17 protein-coding genes are annotated in these 18,797 nt (G+C 70.6%); 7 read left to right on the top strand and 10 right to left on the bottom strand.

Translation table 11 applies throughout. From position 1 onward, the window contains the following. Positions 1-3: 3 nt before the first annotated feature. Together OG948_RS09500 and OG948_RS09505 are read right to left on the bottom strand one after the other, a co-directional pair. Positions 4-771 (bottom strand): hypothetical protein, encoded by a 768-nt coding sequence (locus OG948_RS09500; protein ID WP_406295430.1) that lies wholly within the window; start codon positions 769-771, stop codon positions 4-6. Beyond that, complete coding sequence (locus tag OG948_RS09505) at positions 768-1,373, bottom strand: RNA polymerase sigma factor (RefSeq protein WP_406295432.1); 606 nt, start codon at positions 1,371-1,373, stop codon at positions 768-770. Before OG948_RS09505 ends, OG948_RS09500 begins: the two co-directional genes overlap by 4 nt. A gap of 291 nt (positions 1,374-1,664) precedes the next feature. Between OG948_RS09505 and OG948_RS09510 the strand changes: the two genes are divergently transcribed. The 3 genes from OG948_RS09510 (at position 1,665) to OG948_RS09520 (ending at position 3,802) form a co-directional block, all read left to right on the top strand. Then, a complete protein-coding gene (locus tag OG948_RS09510) occupies positions 1,665-2,066 on the top strand; it encodes a hypothetical protein (protein ID WP_406295433.1) in 402 nt (133 codons plus the stop codon). Positions 2,067-2,342: 276 nt separating this feature from the next. Then, a complete protein-coding gene (locus OG948_RS09515; RefSeq protein ID WP_406295434.1) occupies positions 2,343-3,137 on the top strand; it encodes a metal-dependent hydrolase in 795 nt (264 codons plus the stop codon). A gap of 107 nt (positions 3,138-3,244) precedes the next feature. Then, a complete protein-coding gene (locus tag OG948_RS09520; RefSeq protein WP_406295435.1) occupies positions 3,245-3,802 on the top strand; it encodes a hypothetical protein in 558 nt (185 codons plus the stop codon). Between the two features lie 170 nt (positions 3,803-3,972). Here the strand turns inward: OG948_RS09520 and OG948_RS09525 are convergent, their stop codons facing one another. The 7 genes from OG948_RS09525 to OG948_RS09555 all read right to left on the bottom strand — a co-directional run bounded on the left by OG948_RS09525 (position 3,973) and on the right by OG948_RS09555 (position 13,035). Beyond that, the gene (locus OG948_RS09525; protein WP_406295437.1) at positions 3,973-5,586 is read right to left on the bottom strand and encodes an FAD-dependent oxidoreductase; all 1,614 of its coding nucleotides are present in this window, start codon (positions 5,584-5,586) and stop codon (positions 3,973-3,975) included. A gap of 251 nt (positions 5,587-5,837) precedes the next feature. Then, the gene (locus tag OG948_RS09530; RefSeq protein WP_406300214.1) at positions 5,838-6,848 is read right to left on the bottom strand and encodes a LacI family DNA-binding transcriptional regulator; all 1,011 of its coding nucleotides are present in this window, start codon (positions 6,846-6,848) and stop codon (positions 5,838-5,840) included. A gap of 147 nt (positions 6,849-6,995) precedes the next feature. Beyond that, positions 6,996-8,486: an enolase C-terminal domain-like protein gene (locus tag OG948_RS09535; RefSeq protein ID WP_406295439.1), complete on the bottom strand. Its 1,491-nt coding sequence runs from the start codon at positions 8,484-8,486 to the stop codon at positions 6,996-6,998. Beyond that, on the bottom strand, positions 8,483-9,556 hold the full coding sequence (locus OG948_RS09540) for an NAD-dependent epimerase/dehydratase family protein (RefSeq protein ID WP_406295441.1): 1,074 nt from the start codon (positions 9,554-9,556) through the stop codon (positions 8,483-8,485). Before OG948_RS09540 ends, OG948_RS09535 begins: the two co-directional genes overlap by 4 nt. Before the next feature lie 29 nt (positions 9,557-9,585). Continuing rightward, the gene (locus OG948_RS09545; RefSeq protein WP_406295443.1) at positions 9,586-10,440 is read right to left on the bottom strand and encodes a carbohydrate ABC transporter permease; all 855 of its coding nucleotides are present in this window, start codon (positions 10,438-10,440) and stop codon (positions 9,586-9,588) included. 20 nt (positions 10,441-10,460) lie between these two features. After that, positions 10,461-11,414 (bottom strand): carbohydrate ABC transporter permease, encoded by a 954-nt coding sequence (locus OG948_RS09550; RefSeq protein WP_406295445.1) that lies wholly within the window; start codon positions 11,412-11,414, stop codon positions 10,461-10,463. Between the two features lie 214 nt (positions 11,415-11,628). Then, the gene (locus tag OG948_RS09555) at positions 11,629-13,035 is read right to left on the bottom strand and encodes an ABC transporter substrate-binding protein (protein WP_406295447.1); all 1,407 of its coding nucleotides are present in this window, start codon (positions 13,033-13,035) and stop codon (positions 11,629-11,631) included. Positions 13,036-13,288: 253 nt separating this feature from the next. Between OG948_RS09555 and OG948_RS09560 the strand changes: the two genes are divergently transcribed. After that, entirely contained in the window at positions 13,289-15,691 is a 2,403-nt protein-coding gene (locus OG948_RS09560) for a hypothetical protein (protein WP_406295449.1), read from the top strand. A 206-nt stretch (positions 15,692-15,897) separates the two neighbouring features. On the opposite strand, the gene OG948_RS09565 is transcribed toward OG948_RS09560, so the two are convergent. Further along, entirely contained in the window at positions 15,898-16,407 is a 510-nt protein-coding gene (locus OG948_RS09565; RefSeq protein WP_406295451.1) for a hypothetical protein, read from the bottom strand. 315 nt (positions 16,408-16,722) lie between these two features. Here OG948_RS09565 and OG948_RS09570 point away from each other — a divergent pair, with 315 nt between their 5' ends. Genes OG948_RS09570 through OG948_RS09580 form a run of 3 tightly spaced genes read left to right on the top strand, consistent with a single transcriptional unit; the run spans position 16,723 to position 18,422 of the window. Further along, positions 16,723-17,307 carry a TetR/AcrR family transcriptional regulator gene (locus OG948_RS09570; RefSeq protein WP_406295452.1) on the top strand — a complete coding sequence of 195 codons (585 nt, stop codon included), beginning with the start codon at positions 16,723-16,725 and terminating at the stop codon, positions 17,305-17,307. 54 nt (positions 17,308-17,361) lie between these two features. After that, a complete protein-coding gene (locus tag OG948_RS09575; RefSeq protein ID WP_406295454.1) occupies positions 17,362-17,763 on the top strand; it encodes a cupin domain-containing protein in 402 nt (133 codons plus the stop codon). Positions 17,764-17,807: 44 nt separating this feature from the next. Further along, the gene (locus OG948_RS09580) at positions 17,808-18,422 is read left to right on the top strand and encodes a DUF4865 family protein (RefSeq protein ID WP_406295455.1); all 615 of its coding nucleotides are present in this window, start codon (positions 17,808-17,810) and stop codon (positions 18,420-18,422) included. Positions 18,423-18,797 lie beyond the last annotated feature (375 nt).

The following is an 18,797-nucleotide window of genomic DNA, read 5'->3' on the forward strand; positions in this document are numbered from 1 at the left end:
GAACTATCGGCCGGGCATCGGCCCAACCGGAGTTGCCGACCCGGCCGAAGCGGGTGGCGGGGTCGGGCCATCGTCGAAGGTCGGGCCCGTCTGGTTCGGGTCGTCGACCAGGACACAGGGACCCACCGGGCCATCGGCGAGCTGGTAGAGGGTGGTGCTTCCGACGCTGTCCGAGTTGTGTGCGCGTCGGCCGTCGCGAGAGCCCGGGTCGGGGAGGTCCTTCGCGTAGACCTTGAAGAGAGTCGCGGTGAGCACCAATGTGGCGTCCGGGGGCACGAGCTCCGGGCGTACCTCGGTCCAACGGTGGCTGTAGAACTCCAGTTCCGCGTCCGTCATCAGCCGGCCCTCGGGCGATGGGAGCCAGTGATAGATCGCGTTCAGGTCGTCGTTGGAGATGGGGCGTTCGGTGAAGCGGCCGGAGGCGCACTTCTTGCCGTAGGGCACGTAGTCGACGACCGCCCGCAATCCCAGGTCCCGGAAGCGCTGTTCAAGGCCCTTGGGGTTCCGGAACTCGTCGACCTTGAACAGGATCCCGCCGTCGGGCCGCTTCACCACCTCGAAGGGCTGGGCCTCGGCCGAACCACCGCTGAGCATCGGCACACCGACCCCGATCCCGGTCGCGAGCACCGCCGAGGCGGCCAAGCCGTAGACCGCCCGCCTGCGCCGGCGAGAGGTCGCGGGGCGCACCGGTGGCGGATCGGTCGCCGGCACACCTCCCTCGGCGGCGAGCGTCTTGAGCTCCTCCAGCGCGCGTTCCTCGAAATTGATCATGCCTTCGCCTCCGCCTGTACGTGTGCGGTCCGGGTCTCTCGGTGGGGCTCCGCCGACGGCGAGCCCAGTTCCCTCGCGAGTCGTCGCCGTGCCCGGTGCAACCGCACTCGCGCCGCGACCGGCCCGATGCCCAGCACCCGGGCGGCCTCGACGACCGTCATGCCGTCGACGCTGACCAGTTCGACCACCGCGCGGTCGTCCTCGGACAACCGCTCGATCGCCCGGTAGATGTGCCGGGCCGCCGACGCCGCGTCGAGTCGCTCCTCCAGCCGCAGGATGTCGTCCTCGTCCAGCCACCGACGGCCCGCCATCCGCCGCGACGCGTCGGCCTCACGCGCCGAGCGACGACGCTCGCTCGCGACCACGTTGCGGGCAACCCCGTACAGCCATGCCAGTTCGCCGCCCGGACCGCCTCGATAGCCCCCCGCAGAGCCCATCGCGGCGATGAAGACCTCGACGGTCAGATCGGCGGCCGACTGTGGGTCGTCCACCCGTCGGGCCACGAAACGCCCCACCGCGTCTATATGTCTGCGATAGAACGCCTCCAGGAGCGCCGGGTCCCCGGCGATCCCTTTGACCGCTTGCACATCCGGTCCGTCCAAGATGGGCTCCTCGCACCGCGCCGATGTTGTTGCCTGTCACCTCTCTTGTGGCGGGTGGCATCGAGAGCGTTACAGGTCACCGACAAGAGCTCCGACCCGAAGCGGACCCGGCGTGTACACAGACACAAAAGCGCACACATCCACGTACGAATACGCATACGCGCGGGCGGCCGACATCCGCGGAAGCCGTCGTACGCGGACGACGACTCCATGTGGCGATCGAGCAGATGGACCACATGCCCGCGGCAATCGTGTGACCGCGCTGTCGGCGGCGGCTGCGATGCTTGCGACGTGCCCCCTTGGAACCTGCTCGTCCTCGACAAGGCCCTGCGCGCCAGTTGGGCCGCCGACACATGCTCCCCCGACAATCAGGCCGACTGGCTTCCCGACAACCCTGCCTGGGGCCACTGCGACATCACGGCCTTGATCGTCCACGACATCTTCGGCGGCGACCTCCTGCTCGGCGAGGTCCACCTCAACGGGGACCAATACGGCTTCCATTGGTGGAACCGCCTGCCCAGCGGCATCGAACTCGACCTGACATACGAACAGTTCCGGCAAGGCCAGGCCGTCACCGAAGCCCGTGTCGTCCAACGCCCACCAGGCCTGCCACCCCGACGATGCGAGGAGTACCTACTCCTGCGCGATCGCGTCAGCAAACACCTCGGCCACCTACCGGCCCCCTCCTCCTGACCGCGCGGAAGCAGCGCCCAGCCGAACCCGACCCAGCCCACCGACTCGAAGCGGACGCGCCGGACGTTCGGACGCGCGGAGTTCGAACCGCCCGGAAATCGGGTGCGCCGGCCTGACAATCGCCGGGAAACTCGACTCATGCAGCGATTCCCGAGGCCGGCCGCCGAATGACTGCCCTCTCCAAGGGGGTTCACCGTGCCCAAGATCGCCACCGCTAAGCTGCGGTCACTGTGCGGGCTCGGGGTTCGCCCGGGTTCACCAGAGGAGCACAACCGCATGATGGGGCCGGCCCATTCACTGTCCGGAGCATGCGCGTGGATGGCCGCGGGTGCCGCCGCCGATGCCTACGGACGCCCGATGCCCTGGCCCGTCCTGGTAGTCGGCGGCCTGATCTGCGCCGGCGCGGCCCTGGGACCGGACCTTGACCACAAGGCCGCCACCGTCTCCCGCTCGTTCGGGCCGCTATCCCTGATCCTGTGTGGCCTGGTCGACACCCTCGCGTCCGCCACCTACAAGGCCACCCGCAAGAAGGGCGATCCCCGCCGCGATGGTGGCCACCGCACCCTCACCCACACCTGGGTCTGGGCCCTGCTGGTCGGCACCGGCGCCTCGGCGATCTGCGCGTACGGCGGCCGATGGGGCGTCCTGGGCGTGCTGTTCGTGCACATGGTGCTCGCCATCGAGGGTTTGTTGTGGCGCCAGGCCCGGCTGCACAGTGACATCCTGGTCTGGCTCCTCGGCGCCACCAGCACCTGGATGCTGGTCGAGGTCCTGAACCGACCCGGCAACGGCTCGAATTGGTTCTTCACCGAGCCCGGCCAGGAGTACTGGTGGATCGGCCTACCGATCGCCCTCGGCGCCCTCACCCACTGCGTCGGCGACGCGCTCACCATCTCCGGCTGCCCGATCCTGTGGCCGATACCGATCGGCCGCAAACGCTGGTACCCCCTGGGCCCGCCGAAGTCCATGCGCTTCCGCGCGGGCGCCAAGGTCGAGGTCAAGGTCCTGATGCCCCTGTTCATGGGTGCGGGCGGCCTGGGCGCCGTCAGCGCCCTCGGCTATCTCGGCTGACCCGAGCGCAATCCTCGCACCCGCGTTCGACCGCCGAAGCGGTTTCCCGACGGCACGCAATTGTCCCTGTCATGCTGATTGTTCCGGCTCGAACGACAGGAGCGTCGATGCGTGCGGAAGACGTGGCCGCGGTCGTGGTCGCGGTGGTGGTGCCCGTACTGACCGCAACCGTGGGGGTCTTCGCGGTCGCCTGGCAGGATCGCCAGGCGAGCCGGTCGCAAACCGGCCGTCGGCAAAGGGCGTTCGAGGACGCGACCCGACAGGTCGACTTCGCGGTCCTGTGGTGGGACGCGCGCCAACGCCTTCCCGGCAACCAGGAGGAGTTGGCCAACGCGAGTCGCGTCGCCCAACGCTGGCTCGACCAGGCGGGCGCGCTCGTGGTCGCCGCCGGGCCCGGCACCGTCGATCCACCACGTCGGTTGTCCCCCACCCGGCTACTGCTGCTCTATCCGTTCCGTTACACGGCCGCCAAGTTCATCCGCGCGGGCTTCCTCGCGATGCTCGGCGTCATGGCCGTCACCAGCGTCGGTGTACTGAGCGTGGCCCTGTCCACCGGTACCGGCGCGGACTTCGGCTGGTCGCTGACGTGGCTGCTGCTCTTCGCCCTGATCGCGCTGTCCCTGCGCTTCTGGGCCGTCTCGGCGGATGCCGTCCGCCAACCCTGAACCTCGATGAGTCACGAGCCCGACCAATCGATGAGTCCCGAGCCCGACCCATCGATCAGACCCGGGCCCGACCACGCGATCCGACCCGATTCGGACCAACCGACCCGGCACCCACCGAAGGCCGCCCCGCCGACACTCGCGCGGCGAAGCGGCCCTCGGGCCCGAGCAGTTCAGTACCCGGCCGGCGCCGGCCAGTGGCGCTCCACCCCGATCGCGTCCAGTTCGGCCGCGAACTCGGCGAACAGCGCCGGGTCTTCGCGTACCGCGTGCGGTTCGACGCCCCGCTCCAGGCAATAGGAGGCGAGTCGGCCGACCACCTCGCCCACGTTCCACTCCACCGGGTGCAGCCGGTAGCAGCCGTTGGAGATGTGCGTCGTGCCGATGTTCTTGGCCGCCGGGAGCAGATTGCGCATCCGGATCGGCAGCAGCGCGCCGAGCGGGATCTCGAACGGCACGCTGGCCACGTCGATGTAGTTGTCGCCGCCGGTCGAGGGATGCAGGTCGATCCGGTAGGCACCCACGCCCACCGAGTCCGGGAAGTGGTGGATACCGTGCGTGCCCAGGATGTCCCGCGAGACGTGGTGTTCGGTCACCGTGGTGACCGCGCGGATGCGCCGCGACTCGCGCACGTAGGCGGACTTGGCCAGTCCGTCGGCCGTGCCGACCACATCGTGCCGCAGCCGCAGCCCGGGATACCCGGTGCCTCCGTCCGGCCGGGGCGCCTCGGTCTGGAGCCAGTACAGCACCGACAGGGACAGCTGCTTGGCCTCCCGGTGCGCGGCGGCGGCCTCGTCCGCGCCGACCTCGATGATCGGCCGCAGCCAGTAGTCGTTGAGCGGCCAGTTCACCAGCGTGATGTCCGAGTCGACCGCGCCGGGCTCGAACAGGCCCTTGGCCAGGATCCGCCGGAACAACCACAGGTCGTCGCCACCGGCGTTGGCGCTCTGGTCGGCATGCACCGCGAGTGGGTCCCCGGTCGGGCGCGGGTCGAAGGTCCGCACCTCGGGTTCGAGCGTGCGCGGGTCCGGCGCGAGGAAGCCGAGCAGTGGTCCGGGCCAGAAGTCCGGCCGGTACGAGCGCCAGAACTCGTAGTCGGCGGGCTTGTCGATCACGTGGTTCTCGCCCTCGTGGTACGACACCGCGAAGCAGTAGGTGATGCCCTGCATGTTCAACGGCTCGTACCGCTCGGGCGCGTTCGGCTCGCCGTGTTCGTCCCGGGACTCGGCGCCGGTGACGTACTCCGCCTTGGCCAGCGGAAGCAACTCACCGGTCTCGGTCGCGTCCAGGACGTACGCCGCGCTGATCGTGTGCGACTCCTCGGTACGCACGCCCCACAGGGTGACCGCGCGCACCCGATCGCCGTCCGCGAACACCTCGGCGGGCACGTGCTCCAGGAGTATTCGCAGCCGCCCGGACGCCAGGTGCGGCGCGAGCAGCGCCTGCAAAACGGCCAGCGCGGCGCGCGGTTCGTGGCACAGCTTGCTCACGTAACCGGCGCCGGGGTTGAGCTCGCGACGCTGCCGAGCCGCGCCGGTCAGCGGGTACCAGGTGCGGTAGTGGTCGCGGATCGCGGTGCGCAACTCGCGGTAGCTCGCGGGTGCGCCGTAGCTCTCGATCCAGGGATGCTCGTCCGGCGGCACCGCCTGCGCGGTGAGCTGTCCGCCGATCCAGTCGGTCTCCTCCGTGAGTACGACCGTCCGGCCCGCGCGGCACGCGGCCAGCGCGGCGGCGACTCCGCCGAGCCCACCGCCGACGATGAGAATCTCGGTGCTGATTTCGGACATGGTGAAGCCTTCCGTGAACGGTGCGAATGGAACGCGCTGCGGAATCGCGCGGGAACGAGGGTGTGAAGACGAAGGAAAAACCGAGCGGAACGAGGCGAAGCCGGGCAACACGCAAGACCGCCAGGGCGTAAAACGGCATGCCCGCAAGGCCGTTCGCCCCAGGCCGACCCACCGGCACACCGGCCCAACGACGCGCCTGCCCGCCGGCCCACCGATCTGCCGGCCCCGCCGACCCGCCCCTCAGCCCGAACTCAGCGCGCCGGCCCCGCCGTCTGCCCCGGCACCGGCTCACAGCTCATCAACTGGTGTCTGGCCAGGCTCGGATCCCCCGCGATCAGGCCGGTGAGCAGACGGACCGCGGCCGCGCCCATCTCCCGTCTGGGTACCGAGAACCCGGACAGGAACGCCGGTCCGGGGACCGCGTGTTCGGGTGCGCCCAGAGTCGCCAGCGACAGGTCCTCGGGAAAGCGGTAACCGGCGGCAGAGGCCGCCTCCAGCACCGCGCGATGCGCGGCGTCGGTGTCGGTCGCCTCGGTGACGATCGCGGTGACGCCCTGCTCGTACCAGCCCCGCAACCGGTCGGTGGTCAGGTCCGAACCGTCGGTGCGCACCACGCCGGCCCGCTCGACCGGGAGTCCGCATTCGGCCATGCCGCGACGGAACCCGGCCTCGCGGTCGACCGCGCTGATCGCGTCGTCGAGTTCGCGGACGTACAGGATCTTGTGGTGCCCCAGCTCGGCCAGGTGACGTACGACCTCCGCCGTCGCCGTCACGTAGTCCGCGCCGACGTACGGCAGTCGGTCGCCGAAGTCGTCGTGCCGGCCCAGGTAGACCACCGGCAGGTCGGTGGCCAGGAGCCGGTCCATCTCCCGGATCGGCAGGTGTCGGCCCATGAACAGGCAACCGTCGGCCAGCCGGACCCGGTTGAGCACCTCGGCGTGTGGCCGCTCGCCGGTGACGCTGGAGGCGATGAACATCAGCAGGTCGTAGCCCTGCGCGGCGGACTCCTGCTCGATGCCGACCAGGAACGGGTGGTAGGCGTGCGACATCTCGGTGGGGAAGGTCGCGGTGAACGTGTACAGGCCGAGCAGGTTGTTCTGGCCGGCCGCGAGCCGCTTCGCTATCGGGTCCGGCACGTAGCCGAGTTGCTCGGCGGCGGCCATCACCTTGCGCCGGGTCTCGTCGGCGATCCCGACCGCCGCCGAACCGCCGCTGAGGATCAGGGACACCGTCGGCTGTGAGACGCCGGCCAAGCGGGCGATATCCGCCTGACGGGGCCGGTTCGCGCGTGAACCAGCCGGCCGTCCGGGCCCGCCGATCGGCTTCATGTACTCCTCCAAATGCCTGACAACGGGTTCCTAATGCGCATCAGATCAATCGATCCAGTATATCCAGTCACGGTGCGTGATTCACGGTGCTTCCAGGCCGCCGTCGGGTCGGCGCACCCGGGCCGCCCACCGCTCGTGCAGGTGGGTCCGCGGCGGGTACTTCGCCGCCGCCGCCTCGTCCAGGTCGATGCCCCATCCGGGCCGATCCGAGGGTGTGAGGTAGCCGTCCACGGTGCGCAGCGTGCCGGGGAACACCTCGTGCACCCGCTCGGGGTAGACGTGTTGCTCCTGGATGCCGAAGGCGGGACTGGTCACATCGAGCGTGACGTTGACCGCCGCGCCGATCGGCGAGACGTCCGGCGGCCCGTGCCACGCGGTCCGCACCCCGGTCAGCTCGCACAGCGTGGCCAGCTTGCGGGCCGGGGTCAGCCCGCCCACCGCCGACACGTGCACCCGCAGGTAGTCGACGCCGCCCGAGGTGATCAGGCGCGTCGCATCGGTCATCGAAGTGAGCAACTCGCCGGAGGCGATCGGCATCGGCGCGGCGGCGCGCACCTCGGGCAGCCGATCGAAGTGCTCCGGCGCCAGCGGGTCCTCGAGGAAGAACAGCCCGTACGGCTCCAGCGAACGGGCCAGTCCCACCGCCTCCTTCGGGGTGAGCCGGTTGTGCGCGTCGTGCAGCAGCCCGAGTTCGTCGCCGAGCACCTCGCGAGCCCGCTCGAACAGGCGCGGCGCGGTACGCAGGTAGTGCCCGACGTCCCAGCCGTCCGGATAGGGCGCGCTCGGGTAGCCGCCCGGCGTGCCGTCGGCGCCGTAGGTGCCCAGGCCCGGGCCGCCGCTCTGCAACCGCACGTAGCGGTAGCCCTGTTCGGCCAATGCGGCCACCCGCTCGATCGACTCCTCGATGCTGCCGCCGCGAGCCCCGGTGTACACCGCGGCGCCACCGCGCACCCGGCCGCCGAGCAGTTCGTACACCGGCACGCCCAGTCGTTTGCCGGCGATGTCCCACAGCGCCTGGTCGATCCCGGACAGCGCGTTGTTGTGCACCGGGCCACCGCGCCAATAGGAGGAGTAGTGCAGCAGCCGGAAGATGTCCTCGATGTCGGCCGGGTGCCGACCGATCACCATCGGCGCGAGGTGTTCCTCGACGGCCGAGACCACCGCGTGGAAGCGCTGGGTGAAGGTGGCGCAGCCGAGGCCGTACAGCCCCGGCTCGGAGGTGTCGACCCGCACCACGACGAGCGGCACCCCACCGGGCGCGGTCACGATCGCCCGCACCGACGTGATCCGCAACGCGTCCCGAGCGGCCCACGGCGCCTGCGTCTCGGCCATGACCGCGAGAGTCGCCGTATCGGGCACGTGACCGCCGGGCACCTGAGCGTCGGCCACGTAAGCCCCGGCCACCTGAACACCGGGCACCTGAGCCTCGGCCACGCGAGTCCCAGCCACGTGGGCGCCGGGCGTTGCCGCCGGGTCCACCCGATCGGTCGATTGCGTCCCCGTCCCCGTCCCGGACTCCGACTCCGGCTCCGTCTCGGTCTCCGTCTCGGTCTCCGTCTCCGACTTGCTCATGAGGTTCGCTCCTGTGGGTACGAGGGCCGATCAGCGTGCCGAGTCCCACCCGAGTCCGGCTGTTTCGCGGGCGAATCCTCCTGGGGTTCACCGGAGTTCGGTCCGCCCGCGATCGGATACGGGTGTCGGGCGCTGAAGCCGAGGAGCCGCCTGGCGGGCGCCAGGTCGATCGGGACCGACCGCTCGGGAAAGGTCGCTCGGCAGGGCACATCCGGCAGGTGGCTGGCGACGAGTTCGCGAGTGGGCGTCGCCGAAAGCGTGTCCGGCGCCGCCACGAACAGCACCGGCGCGCCCGTCACGCCCGACGCGGTCAGGCCGAGTACGCATGCTCGGGCGGCGTCCCGCAGGTCGAGGTAACTCCACACCTCCGCCGCACCGCTCGCCGGGTCCCCGGCCAACCGGGCTGCGTGCCCGGCGAGTCGGTCGGGATCACCGAGGAACGGCAGGCGCAACGCCACCGCCGTCATGCCGTGCCGTCGGTGCATCATCGCGGCGGTGGCCTCGTCGACCTGCTTGGACAGCGCGTACGGGTCCTCGATGCGAAGCGGCAACTCGGTGTCGAGGGGCAGGTACGCCGGCTGCGGCCGGGGCGTGGAGCGGGCGAACGGCAGGCCGGTGACGGACAGGCTGCTCGCCAACACCGCGCGGCGCACCCCCGCCCGGCCCGCCTCGTTCAGCACCACGAAGGTGGCCTGCGTATTCGTACCGAACACCACCTCGGGCGCGGCCACTTCGGGCGAGGCGAGCGCGGCCAGGTGGATCACCGCGTCGACCCCGTCGAGCGCATCCGCCACGGCCACCGGATCCCGGGCATCGCCGACCACCACCCGGTCGGCGCGCAACTCCCCCGTGTCCCCGGCATGCCCGGCGTCCTCGGCGACCAACGCGGTGACCGACACGCCTCGACCGGCCAACTCCGCCAACACAGCGGTCCCCAGCCGCCCCGCTGCACCGGTAACCAGAACCCGCGCCATCCACACCTCGGGCTCGGGTACGTCCGACCCACGCGTCGCGGGCCCACCCACGCCGCTTCCCCACACACCGCTTCCGTGCTCCATCGGCTCGCGCATCCCGCGCCCGCGCGTTCCGCGCCCCCCGCTCACTTGAGCCCCGTGAACGCGATGCCGCGCACGATCTGCCGCTGGAAGACCAGGAAGACCACAACCGGCGGGATGATCGTGATCAGCATTCCCGCGATCAGCAGACTCTGGTCCGAGGTGTCCGCGAGTCGCGGGAGCGCCACCGCCAGCGGCTGCTTGTCCGTGTCGGTGATGGCGATCATCGGCCAGAGGAAGTCCTTCCAGGCGTTCATCACCGCGAGCAGCGACACCACGGCCAGGATCGGCCGGGACATGGGCAGCACGATACGGGTGAGGATCCGCCACGGACCGGCACCGTCCAGGCGTGCCGCCTCGAGGAGTTCCCGGGGGATGCCGTCGAAGAACTGCTTCATCAGCAGAACGTTGAACGCGTGCGCGCCGGCCGGCAGCCACACCGCCATCGGCGTGTTGGCGATCGACCCGCCGGTCAGCGGCAGGTCCTGGATGGTCAGGTAGAGCGAGACCATCGACACCGTGCCCGGCAGGAACAGCGTGGCCAGCACGGCGGCGTAGACGTACTTGCCGTAGAACGGCCGCAGGATGGACAGCGCATAGGCCCCGGTGACCGCGACGAACAACTGCACGAACCACGAACCGCCGACCAGCACAACGGTGTTGGTCAGATAGCGGCCCAGGTCCAGGCTCGTCCACGCGGTCGAGATGTTCGACCAGTGCGCCTCCTCGGGCCACAGCGCCAGCGGGTGTCGCAACGACTCCTGGGTGGAGGAGATCGAGCCCTTGAACACCCAGTAGATGGGGCCCGCGCCCTCGATCACCAGCGCGGCGATCAGCAGCAGTTGGGTGGTGCCCAGGCCGAACCGGGTGAGGGGGCGGCGGCGTTCCGTCTCGGACATCACGCCCCTGGTACCGGTACTCATTTCGTCCCCCACGTGCGGGTGAGCCGCAGATAGATCGCCGACAGGACCGCGAGCACCGCGGCCAGGCTCACGCTCAGCGCGGCGGCGCTGCCGTAGTCGCCGCTGACGAACGCGTACCGGTAGATGAGCAGCAGCACGGTGACCGTGGAGTCCTCCGGACCGCCGTCGGTGAGTACGAACGGCTCGGTGAACACCTGGAAGGTGTTGATCACCTGGAGCAGCATCATGATCAACAGGACCGAGCGCATGTGCGGCAGCGTGACGTGCCACAACCGGCGCCGGACCGAGGCCCCGTCCAGTTCCGCGGCCTCGTACAACTCGGTCGGCACACTCGCGAGCGCGGCCAGATAGATCAGCACCGCACCGCCCGCGCCCGCCCAGGTCGCCTCCACCACCAGGCTCGTCATCGCGGTGTCGGCGGATTGCAACCACGGGTACGGACCCAGGCCGACCTTGCCGAGCACCTCGTTGAACAGCCCCGAGTCCGGGTCGTAGAACCACTTCCACATCAGCACCGCCACCACCGGCGGGACCGCCACCGGCAGGTAGACCAGCACTCGCATCAGCCCGGCGCCGCGCCGCAGTTCGGACATCAACACGGCCAGGAACAGCGGCAGCGGGAAGCCGATCAGCAGCGCCAGGCCGGTGAACACCAGGGTGTTCCACACCGCCTTGCCGAGCAGCGGATCGTCCAGCAGGGTCTGGTAGTTCTGCAGGCCGACCCAACTCGCCGGTTCGACCAGGTTGGTCTGCTGGAAGCTGAGCACCAGGCTGCGGATGATCGGCCACCACGAGAACAGTCCGAACACCAGCACGGTCGGCAGCAGGAACAACACCGCCGCGATGTGCCGGGACCCGCCGCGCCACCGGGTCGCCTTGGGCAGGCCCTTGCGCGAGGGCAGCTGCGCGACGGCCGGCGGGCTCTCCCGGGAAATGGTCGGCGTGCTCACAGCGCGCCCCCGTCGCGATCCCGGTACTGCCCGCCACCGCCGTCGCGATCCCGGTACGCCCCGACACCCCCGCGGCGGTCCCGGTACGGCCCTACACCCCCATCGCGATCCCGGTACGGCCCGGCACCGACCGACCCCCCGCCGGCAGCAGGCGTCCGCACGATTCCGGGTCGACCCGACGCACCCCCTCGGCGCGCCCGGGTCTCGCCCCCGGTCACTGCGCCTGCGCCTTCTCGAAGGCCGGTCCGAGCCGGTCGCCGGCCTTCGCCAACTCCTCACGCGGGTCCGCGTCCTTGCGGGTCAACACGGCCTGCACCACGGTGTCCAACGCCCCGTACAGATCCTGCGCGGCGACCGGCGGCTCCACCTGGTAGTCCAGCTTGCCCACGCCGGTGACGTAGGGCGCGAAGTTCGCGGTCGGGATGTTGGTGTGCTTGTTGATCGCGGCGTTGACCGGATCGGCCACGGCGGCCGAGTAGAACGGCAGCGTGGGCAGGCCGACCGCGAGCTTGTCCGCGGCCTGGGCGAGCGCGAGTTCCTCGGCCGCGGCCGGGTCGTACGTCGGCTTGAGGTAGAAGTAGTCGATCCACTTCACCGCCGCGGCCCGCTGCGCCGGCGTGGCCTTGGCGCTGACCACGGCCATCAGGCCGCCGAGCAGGGTGGCCTTGCCGCCGTTCTGTTGCGGCAGCGCGGCCATGCCGAAGTCGGCGGGCTTGCCGGAGTACTGGGTGATGTAGCGCTGGTAGCTGTTGACCGTGCTGATCATCATGCCGATCTTGCCCGCGGCGAAGTCGCGTTCGGCGTCCTGCTGGGTACGCAGGTGGTTGTTGCCCATCGAGTCGTCCTGCCAGCGCATCGCGGACAGTTGCTTGAGCGCGTTCTCGGCCGGACCGTCGAGCAGGGACGGCACGTACTTGTCGCCGACCTTCTTCTCCATCGAGCCGCCGTAGGCGTAGGTCATCGCGGTGAGGATCCAGCCGCCGGTGTTCTTGACGGTCATCTGGGTGTAGCCGGTGGCGCCGGTGTCGGAGATCTTCTTGGCGGCGCTACGCACCTCGTCCCAGGTCGCGGGCGGCTTGTCCGGGTCCAGACCGGCCTTGGTGAACAGATCGCGGTTGTAGACCAGGCCGAGCGCGTACTCGGTGACCGGCAGCCCGTAGATCTTGCCGTCCGCGGCGGTGGCCGGGGCCAGCGCGCGCGGATCCAGGTCGCCCGAGTGCGGCAGGCTCTTGACCTCGGTGCTCAGGTCGGTGATCTGCTTGCGCGCGATCAGGCCGGGCGGTTCGGTCAGCGGCACGGTCAGCACCGTCTCGGCGCTGCCGCCGGCCAGACGGGCCGCGAACGTGCGCGCGTCCCACTGGGTGTCGGTCGGCTTGAGCTTGATGTTCGGGTTGGCCTTCTCGAACGCGGCGACCGCGTCCAGGAATTGTTGCCGCGTCTTCGGGGCCGTGGTCGCGGGCATGCCCGCGACGGTGATCGTGGTCTTGCCGGAGGAGCCGGCGCCGTCGGACGTGCCGGACGAACAACCGGCGGCGCCGGCGACGAGGGCGAGCGCGAGCGCCCCGGCCCCTGCCACCGCCCGACGGCGCCGGTGCGTGCTGACCGGGACTGACTCGGCCACGGGTACCTCCCTGGATCCTGGTGCTGCGGGCCGGACGTTGCTCCGGAGGGGATGCCGCTCCGGACGCGGATGCGTCGGGCTGCGATGAGGTCGTATCTAATTCGCATTAGGAGAGTGTGTCAAGAGGGTTGCCGACAAGTTGCGCGGCCCGGCGAATCAGACATACGGCGACCTTGACTCGTGTCGACGATCGGAGTACACATTCGCTCTAATCCGCATTAGGTCAGCCTTGGCGCTCGGGAAAGGGATCCTCATGTCCACCCACCACGCACCCGACGACCACCACAGTGCCGACGGCGACCTGCGCCGACGCGGCTTTCTCGCCGGGGCGGTCGCGGTCGGTGTGGCCGGCACGGTGCTGCCGGGAACCGCGTTCGCGGCCGAACAGGCGGCCCCGGTGACCGTGTCCGCGCCGGGCATCAGCCTCACCGCCGGCGCCGACGGCTACGTCTCGATCCGCGACGGCGGCGGGATCGAGCGGGTGCGCCTGACCAGATTCATGGCCAAGGACACCGTCGTCGGCATCCAGCAGAGCACCGGCGGCACACCGTCGTTGATCACGCTCGCCGACGGCAGATCCGCGATCCGGGTCGAGTACACGCTGCCCGCCGCCGCGAACGGGATCACCGTCCGGGGCGTCTTCGACGTCACCGCGCACCGGGCGCACCTGCGCTGGGAGGTGGGCGGCTCGACCACGCTGGTCCCGGCCGGCTTCATGTTCGGGCGCACCGTACTCGCGCCCACCGCGCCGGAGGCCTTCGCCGCGCTGACCACGTGGAACCGGGACGCGGGCGGCGGCATCCCGTACGAGACCAACGCCGGCGTGGTCTACCAGGAGACCTGGGCCGACACGAAGGCGTACTTCCGGCTCGCCGGCACCACGCCGGCCTGGACCAACGCCACCTGGATCCACGCGCCCGGCACCGCGACCACCGACGGCGCGGTGACCGAGGCCGACCTGGTGCTCGGCACGATGCGGCCCGCGGCGGCCGGCACCACCGGATCGGCCCGGCCGCTCGGTGTCGAGGTGTGGACCGACCAGCCGTTCTCGCTGTGGGATCGGGGCGGCCTACCGATGCCGCTGCACGCGGAGGTGGCCAACGGCGGCGCCACCGACAAGGCGGTGCGACTGTCCTGGTGGGCGCGCGACTTCGACGGCCGGATCCTGGGCAGCGGCACGGTCACCGACACCGTCGCGGCGGGCGCCACCTGGGCGCAGACGTTCACCGTCACCTCGCCGCCGCACGGCATCGTGTTCACCGAGGTGAGCGCGACCTCCGGAACGGACGAGGCGTTCGCCCGGACCAACCTCTCGGTGCTGCCCTCCTTCGCCTACCAAGCGGGCGCCGACAGCATGTTCGGCATCGCCAACTACCCGTGGCTGCTCGAGCCGGACGCCCCGGCCGTACTGGGCCTGATGCGAAGGCTCGGCATCAAGCGGGTGCGGATCGCCTACGACGGCGGCCCCGGCCTGCCGCCGGCCACGCTCGACGCGGCCGGCTTCGCGCACAACATCGAACTGGCCGGCATCCCGCTCGGCGGCACCACCGCCCAGATCGCCGCGTGGGCGGACACCAACACCGCCAAGGCGATCGGCGCGAACGCCGACTGGTTCGAGGTGGCCAACGAGATCAACAAGCCGTGGATGAGCGGCCAGACCGCGTCCGCCTACGTCCGCGACGGACTGCACCCGGTACGGGATCGGCTGACCGCGGCCGGGGCGCGGACCAAGGTGATGAACGCGGGCCTGGCCGGGATGGACTACGTCTGGACCAAGAACTTCCGCGACGCGGGCGGCTGGGACCTGATCGACGGCTTCGCCTTCCACCCCGGCCGCGGCAACTTCACCCCCGACTACGCGCCGGCGCCGGCCGACTGGACGATGGGCGACCACGGCACGTACTGGAACTTCCTCGGCGGCCTGCGCAAGGCCCGCGAGGTGATCGCCGAGTACGGCGAGAAGGAGTTGTGGCTGACCGAGGCGTACGCGTGCACCAAGCCGAACAGTTGGTGGCACGACACCTACCGGCACGCCGCGGAGAACGTGCTGTTGACCCTGGCCCTGGCCAAGGCCGAGGGGGTGCGCTGCGTGAACTGGTACCAGTTGCACGACAGCGTGCTGGGCAAGCCGCAACTGGCCGATCCGGTGAACTCCGAGTACCACTACGGGCTGATGCACCGCGACCTCGGGGCCAAGCCGTCGGCACTGGCCTACGCCACGGCGGCCCGGGTGCTGGATCGGGCCACGTTCGTCCGCCGGTTGAACCTGGCCGATCCGGATCTCAAGGGGCTCCTGTTCGCCTCGCCCGACGGCCCGATCTCGATCCTGTGGAGCCGCAAGGACGGGTACGTGCTCAACCCCGACCACCCCGCGGACTCGGGGTGGTTCGCCGCGCCCGAGCCGTGGGTGGACGGGTGGCGGACGAAGACGACGTTGACGGTGGCGGCGGCGTCGGGAGCTGCGCCGGCAGAGGCCGGGCCACGCGGTCGGGGGCATCGCGGCGGCGGGCGCAACACCGCGGCGACGGTCCGCGAGCTGGACTGCATCGGGCGGGAGCGGCTGCTGACTCCGGTGCGCGGACGGGTGGAGCTTCGCCTGGATGGCGCGCCTCGGATCTACTACGGGCTCACGGACACACCGGACGCGCCGTGTTGATCCGAGCCGACGGATCCACCGGACACACTGCCGGTACGGGCTGACCGGCACGGCTGACCGACACGGCTGACCGACAGGTTGGACGGGGCGTGTCGAGCGGGCGTGCCGGGCGGAGCGGCGATGGCGCGGTGATCCGGCGGGCGGCCTTGGCGGGGCGGAGCGGGGCGGCGGCGGACTCGGTGCCGCCGCCCCGGTCTGGTGGCGGATCAGTTGTAGGTCAGGGGCGGGCTGAGCGGGGTGCGGGTGACGCAGTACCAACTGGGCCACGGCACCGACGTCGTCGGGAACAGCACCCGCAGACTCCAGTTGCTCGGCGAGGGCGGCGAACCGGTGAGCACGGCGTTCAGCGGCTGCCCGGGCGAGATGGTGCCGCTGACCTTCGGGATCGCACCCAGGTTGAGCACGGGCGCGCCGGCCGTGTAGGGCGGATTGATCGTGCCGTCGTAGACCACGCCGCCGCTGGGTCCGTTGAAGAGCACGGTGGTGTTGATCGAGTTCGCGGGGAAGCTCACCGGGACGGCCGTGGCGATGTTCACCTTGAGCAGGCCACCGCCGGTGCTGTACGTCACCTTCGTGGTGAACGTTCGGCCCCTGGTGTCCACGCAGTTGTACGGGGATGTCGAGGGCCCGCCCGCAGAGGCGGTACCGGCGAACGTGGTCACGGCGGCGAATGCGCCGGCGGTGGCGAGCGCGGCGATCTTTGCGCGCTTGGACATACCTGTCTCCTGGGTTTCTGGGCTGGACCCGAACCGTGCGGAGGAGCAGAAGTACACCGGGTGCGACCACACCCGTCACGCGCGCCCAGTAGACCAACCCCCGCCGCACCCCGACAAGCCGGCCGACGGGAATGTCTCGATCTGGCAAATGGGCGGGATCCGGCGGCTGATGGTGGCGCGGTGCGGGTGCGGGTGCGGGTGCGCGATGGCGCGATGGCGCGATGGCGCGATGGCGCGATGGCGCCGGTCCTACGGGATGTTGGGATGTCGGGGTGCATCACGGATTCTGTACCTACTGGTATGTACACTCGTTGTATGAGTTCGAATACCGCCGACCTTCTTATCGAGGCCACGCGTGACCTCCTCTGGGAGCGCGGCTATATCGGCACCAGCCCCAAGGCGATTCAGCAGCGGGCCGGAGTGGGCCAGGGCAGCATGTACCACCACTTCACCGGCAAGTCGGATCTCGCACTGGCCGCGATCGACCGGACCGCCGAGGAGCTGCGGGCCGCCGCCGAACGGCAGTTCGCCGCGCCGGGAACCGCCGTCGAGCGGATCACCGCCTATCTGCGACGCGAGCGCGACGTGCTCAAGGGCTGCCCGATCGGCCGACTGACCCAGGATCCGGACGTCATGAGCGACCCGGCGCTGCGCGGACCCGTCGACGAGACCTTCGTCTGGCTGCGCGGCAGGCTGGCCCGGGTCCTGGCCGAGGGCCGCGCGCAGGGTGAACCGGATGTGGCCGCGCTCGACCCCGACAGCACCGCCGCCACCATCGTCGCGGTGCTCCAGGGCGGGTACGTACTGGCCCGCGCCGCCGACTCGACCGAGCCCTTCGACCAGGCCGTGACCGGTGTGCTCGGCCTGCTGACCGGACCGCCACCCACCGACCGGGACTGAAGCCGAGTCCGAAACCGAGTCCGGAGCCGAGTCCGAGTCCGAGGAGCCCCCTCCATGCAGGTCACCCGTATCCAGGCCGCCACCGCCGCGGCACCGCCCGAGTGGCTGACCGGCCCGGCCTGGGTCGACGAGATCGCCGCGCCGGTGGAGCCCTCGCGGGTGCGCGTCGACAGCGTGCACTTCGCACCCGGCTCCCGCACCGTGTGGCACCGCCACCCGCTCGGCCAAGTGCTCCACATCACCGAGGGCACCGGCCTGATCCAGCGCCGCGGCGGTCCTGTGGAAACCCTGCGCCCCGGCGACACCGTACGAATCGCGCCCGACGAATGGCACTGGCACGGCGCCGGCCCCACCACCTTCATGACCCACCTGGCCATCCAGGAGGTAGCCCCCGACGGCACCGAGGCCGAACGAGGCGAGCCGGTCACCGACACGGAGTACCAGCCCGTCGGATAGCCGATACCGAACCGCAAACGACCACGAGGACGGGACCTCCGGACATGTACGCCCATCAGTACGAGATCACCTTGCCCGCCGACTACGACATGGGCATCATCCGCAAGCGCGTCGCCGACTTCGGACACGGCCTCGACGACCGGGCGGGCCTGGGCCTGAAGGCGTACACGATCCGCGAACGCGGCGTCGACGGCTCGCCGGTCAACGAGTACGCGCCGTTCTACCTGTGGCGGGAGATCGGCGCGATGGCCCACTTCCTGGTCGGCGGCGGCGGCTTCCAAGGCATCATCCGCGACTTCGGTCGCCCCCGGGTCCGGCACTGGACCGGCCTGGCCCACCTGCCCGGCCCCGCTCGGGAGCACACGCCCAAGGCCGCCTCCCGCCGCCTGCTTCCGCTGCCGGCCGACCCCGACCCCACGGGGCTCGGCCTGGCCGCACACATCGACGCCGAAATCGAAGCCCTACACGCGCTCGCCCGCACCGACGGCGTCCACACCGCCGCCCTCGCCCTCGACCCGGACCACTGGCACCTGATGCGCTTCGTCCTGTGGCAGGGCCCGATCCCGACGCCCCACCACGAGGACACCACCGAACGCTACGAAATCCTGCACACGTCCACACCGTCCCTCACCGACCTACCCACCGGCCGCCTCACCTGAGACCCGCCCCTGCGTCCGTGGGGCAAGCGGAGCGAACTCCACGCACACGGGGCGGAGGGCGAACGGGGCGTCGGGGCGGCTGGGGGTGGGACTGGGTCGGGGGCCGAAGCGGTCGGGGTGGGACTGGGTCTGGGCTGGAGCGGGGTGGGACTGAGTCGGAGGCCGAAGCGGTCGGGATAGGCCAGAGTCGGGTCCCGCGGCGTTGTTGCTTGTTGGGCGACTTCGTCGCCGGCTCGCGAGGCACCGCCTTTTTTCTCTCCCCCGCAAGCTCCTCCGAGAAAAAAGGCGGCCCCTCGCTCGGGGCTTCGTGTCCCTCCGCTTCGCTCCGGGCCACGAAGCCCAAACCTGCGGCTCCGCCGCTCTCCGCGCTTCGCG

Origin of the sequence: Embleya sp. NBC_00888, from assembly GCF_045207655.1 — a bacterium.
Lineage (GTDB): Bacteria > Actinomycetota > Actinomycetes > Streptomycetales > Streptomycetaceae > Embleya.

What these genes read in the sequence shown, in the direction of transcription:
- OG948_RS09500 (WP_406295430.1), bottom strand. Translation starts at nt 771, where the DNA reads ATGATCAATTTCGAGGAACGCGCGCTGGAGGAGCTCAAGACGCTCGCC.
- OG948_RS09515 (WP_406295434.1), top strand. Translation starts at nt 2,343, where the DNA reads ATGATGGGGCCGGCCCATTCACTGTCCGGAGCATGCGCGTGGATGGCC.
- OG948_RS09520 (WP_406295435.1), top strand. Translation starts at nt 3,245, where the DNA reads ATGCGTGCGGAAGACGTGGCCGCGGTCGTGGTCGCGGTGGTGGTGCCC.
- OG948_RS09525 (WP_406295437.1), bottom strand. Translation starts at nt 5,586, where the DNA reads ATGTCCGAAATCAGCACCGAGATTCTCATCGTCGGCGGTGGGCTCGGC.
- OG948_RS09535 (WP_406295439.1), bottom strand. Translation starts at nt 8,486, where the DNA reads ATGAGCAAGTCGGAGACGGAGACCGAGACGGAGACCGAGACGGAGCCG.
- OG948_RS09540 (WP_406295441.1), bottom strand. Translation starts at nt 9,556, where the DNA reads ATGCGCGAGCCGATGGAGCACGGAAGCGGTGTGTGGGGAAGCGGCGTG.
- OG948_RS09545 (WP_406295443.1), bottom strand. Translation starts at nt 10,440, where the DNA reads ATGTCCGAGACGGAACGCCGCCGCCCCCTCACCCGGTTCGGCCTGGGC.
- OG948_RS09560 (WP_406295449.1), top strand. Translation starts at nt 13,289, where the DNA reads ATGTCCACCCACCACGCACCCGACGACCACCACAGTGCCGACGGCGAC.
- OG948_RS09565 (WP_406295451.1), bottom strand. Translation starts at nt 16,407, where the DNA reads ATGTCCAAGCGCGCAAAGATCGCCGCGCTCGCCACCGCCGGCGCATTC.
- OG948_RS09570 (WP_406295452.1), top strand. Translation starts at nt 16,723, where the DNA reads ATGAGTTCGAATACCGCCGACCTTCTTATCGAGGCCACGCGTGACCTC.
- OG948_RS09575 (WP_406295454.1), top strand. Translation starts at nt 17,362, where the DNA reads ATGCAGGTCACCCGTATCCAGGCCGCCACCGCCGCGGCACCGCCCGAG.
- OG948_RS09580 (WP_406295455.1), top strand. Translation starts at nt 17,808, where the DNA reads ATGTACGCCCATCAGTACGAGATCACCTTGCCCGCCGACTACGACATG.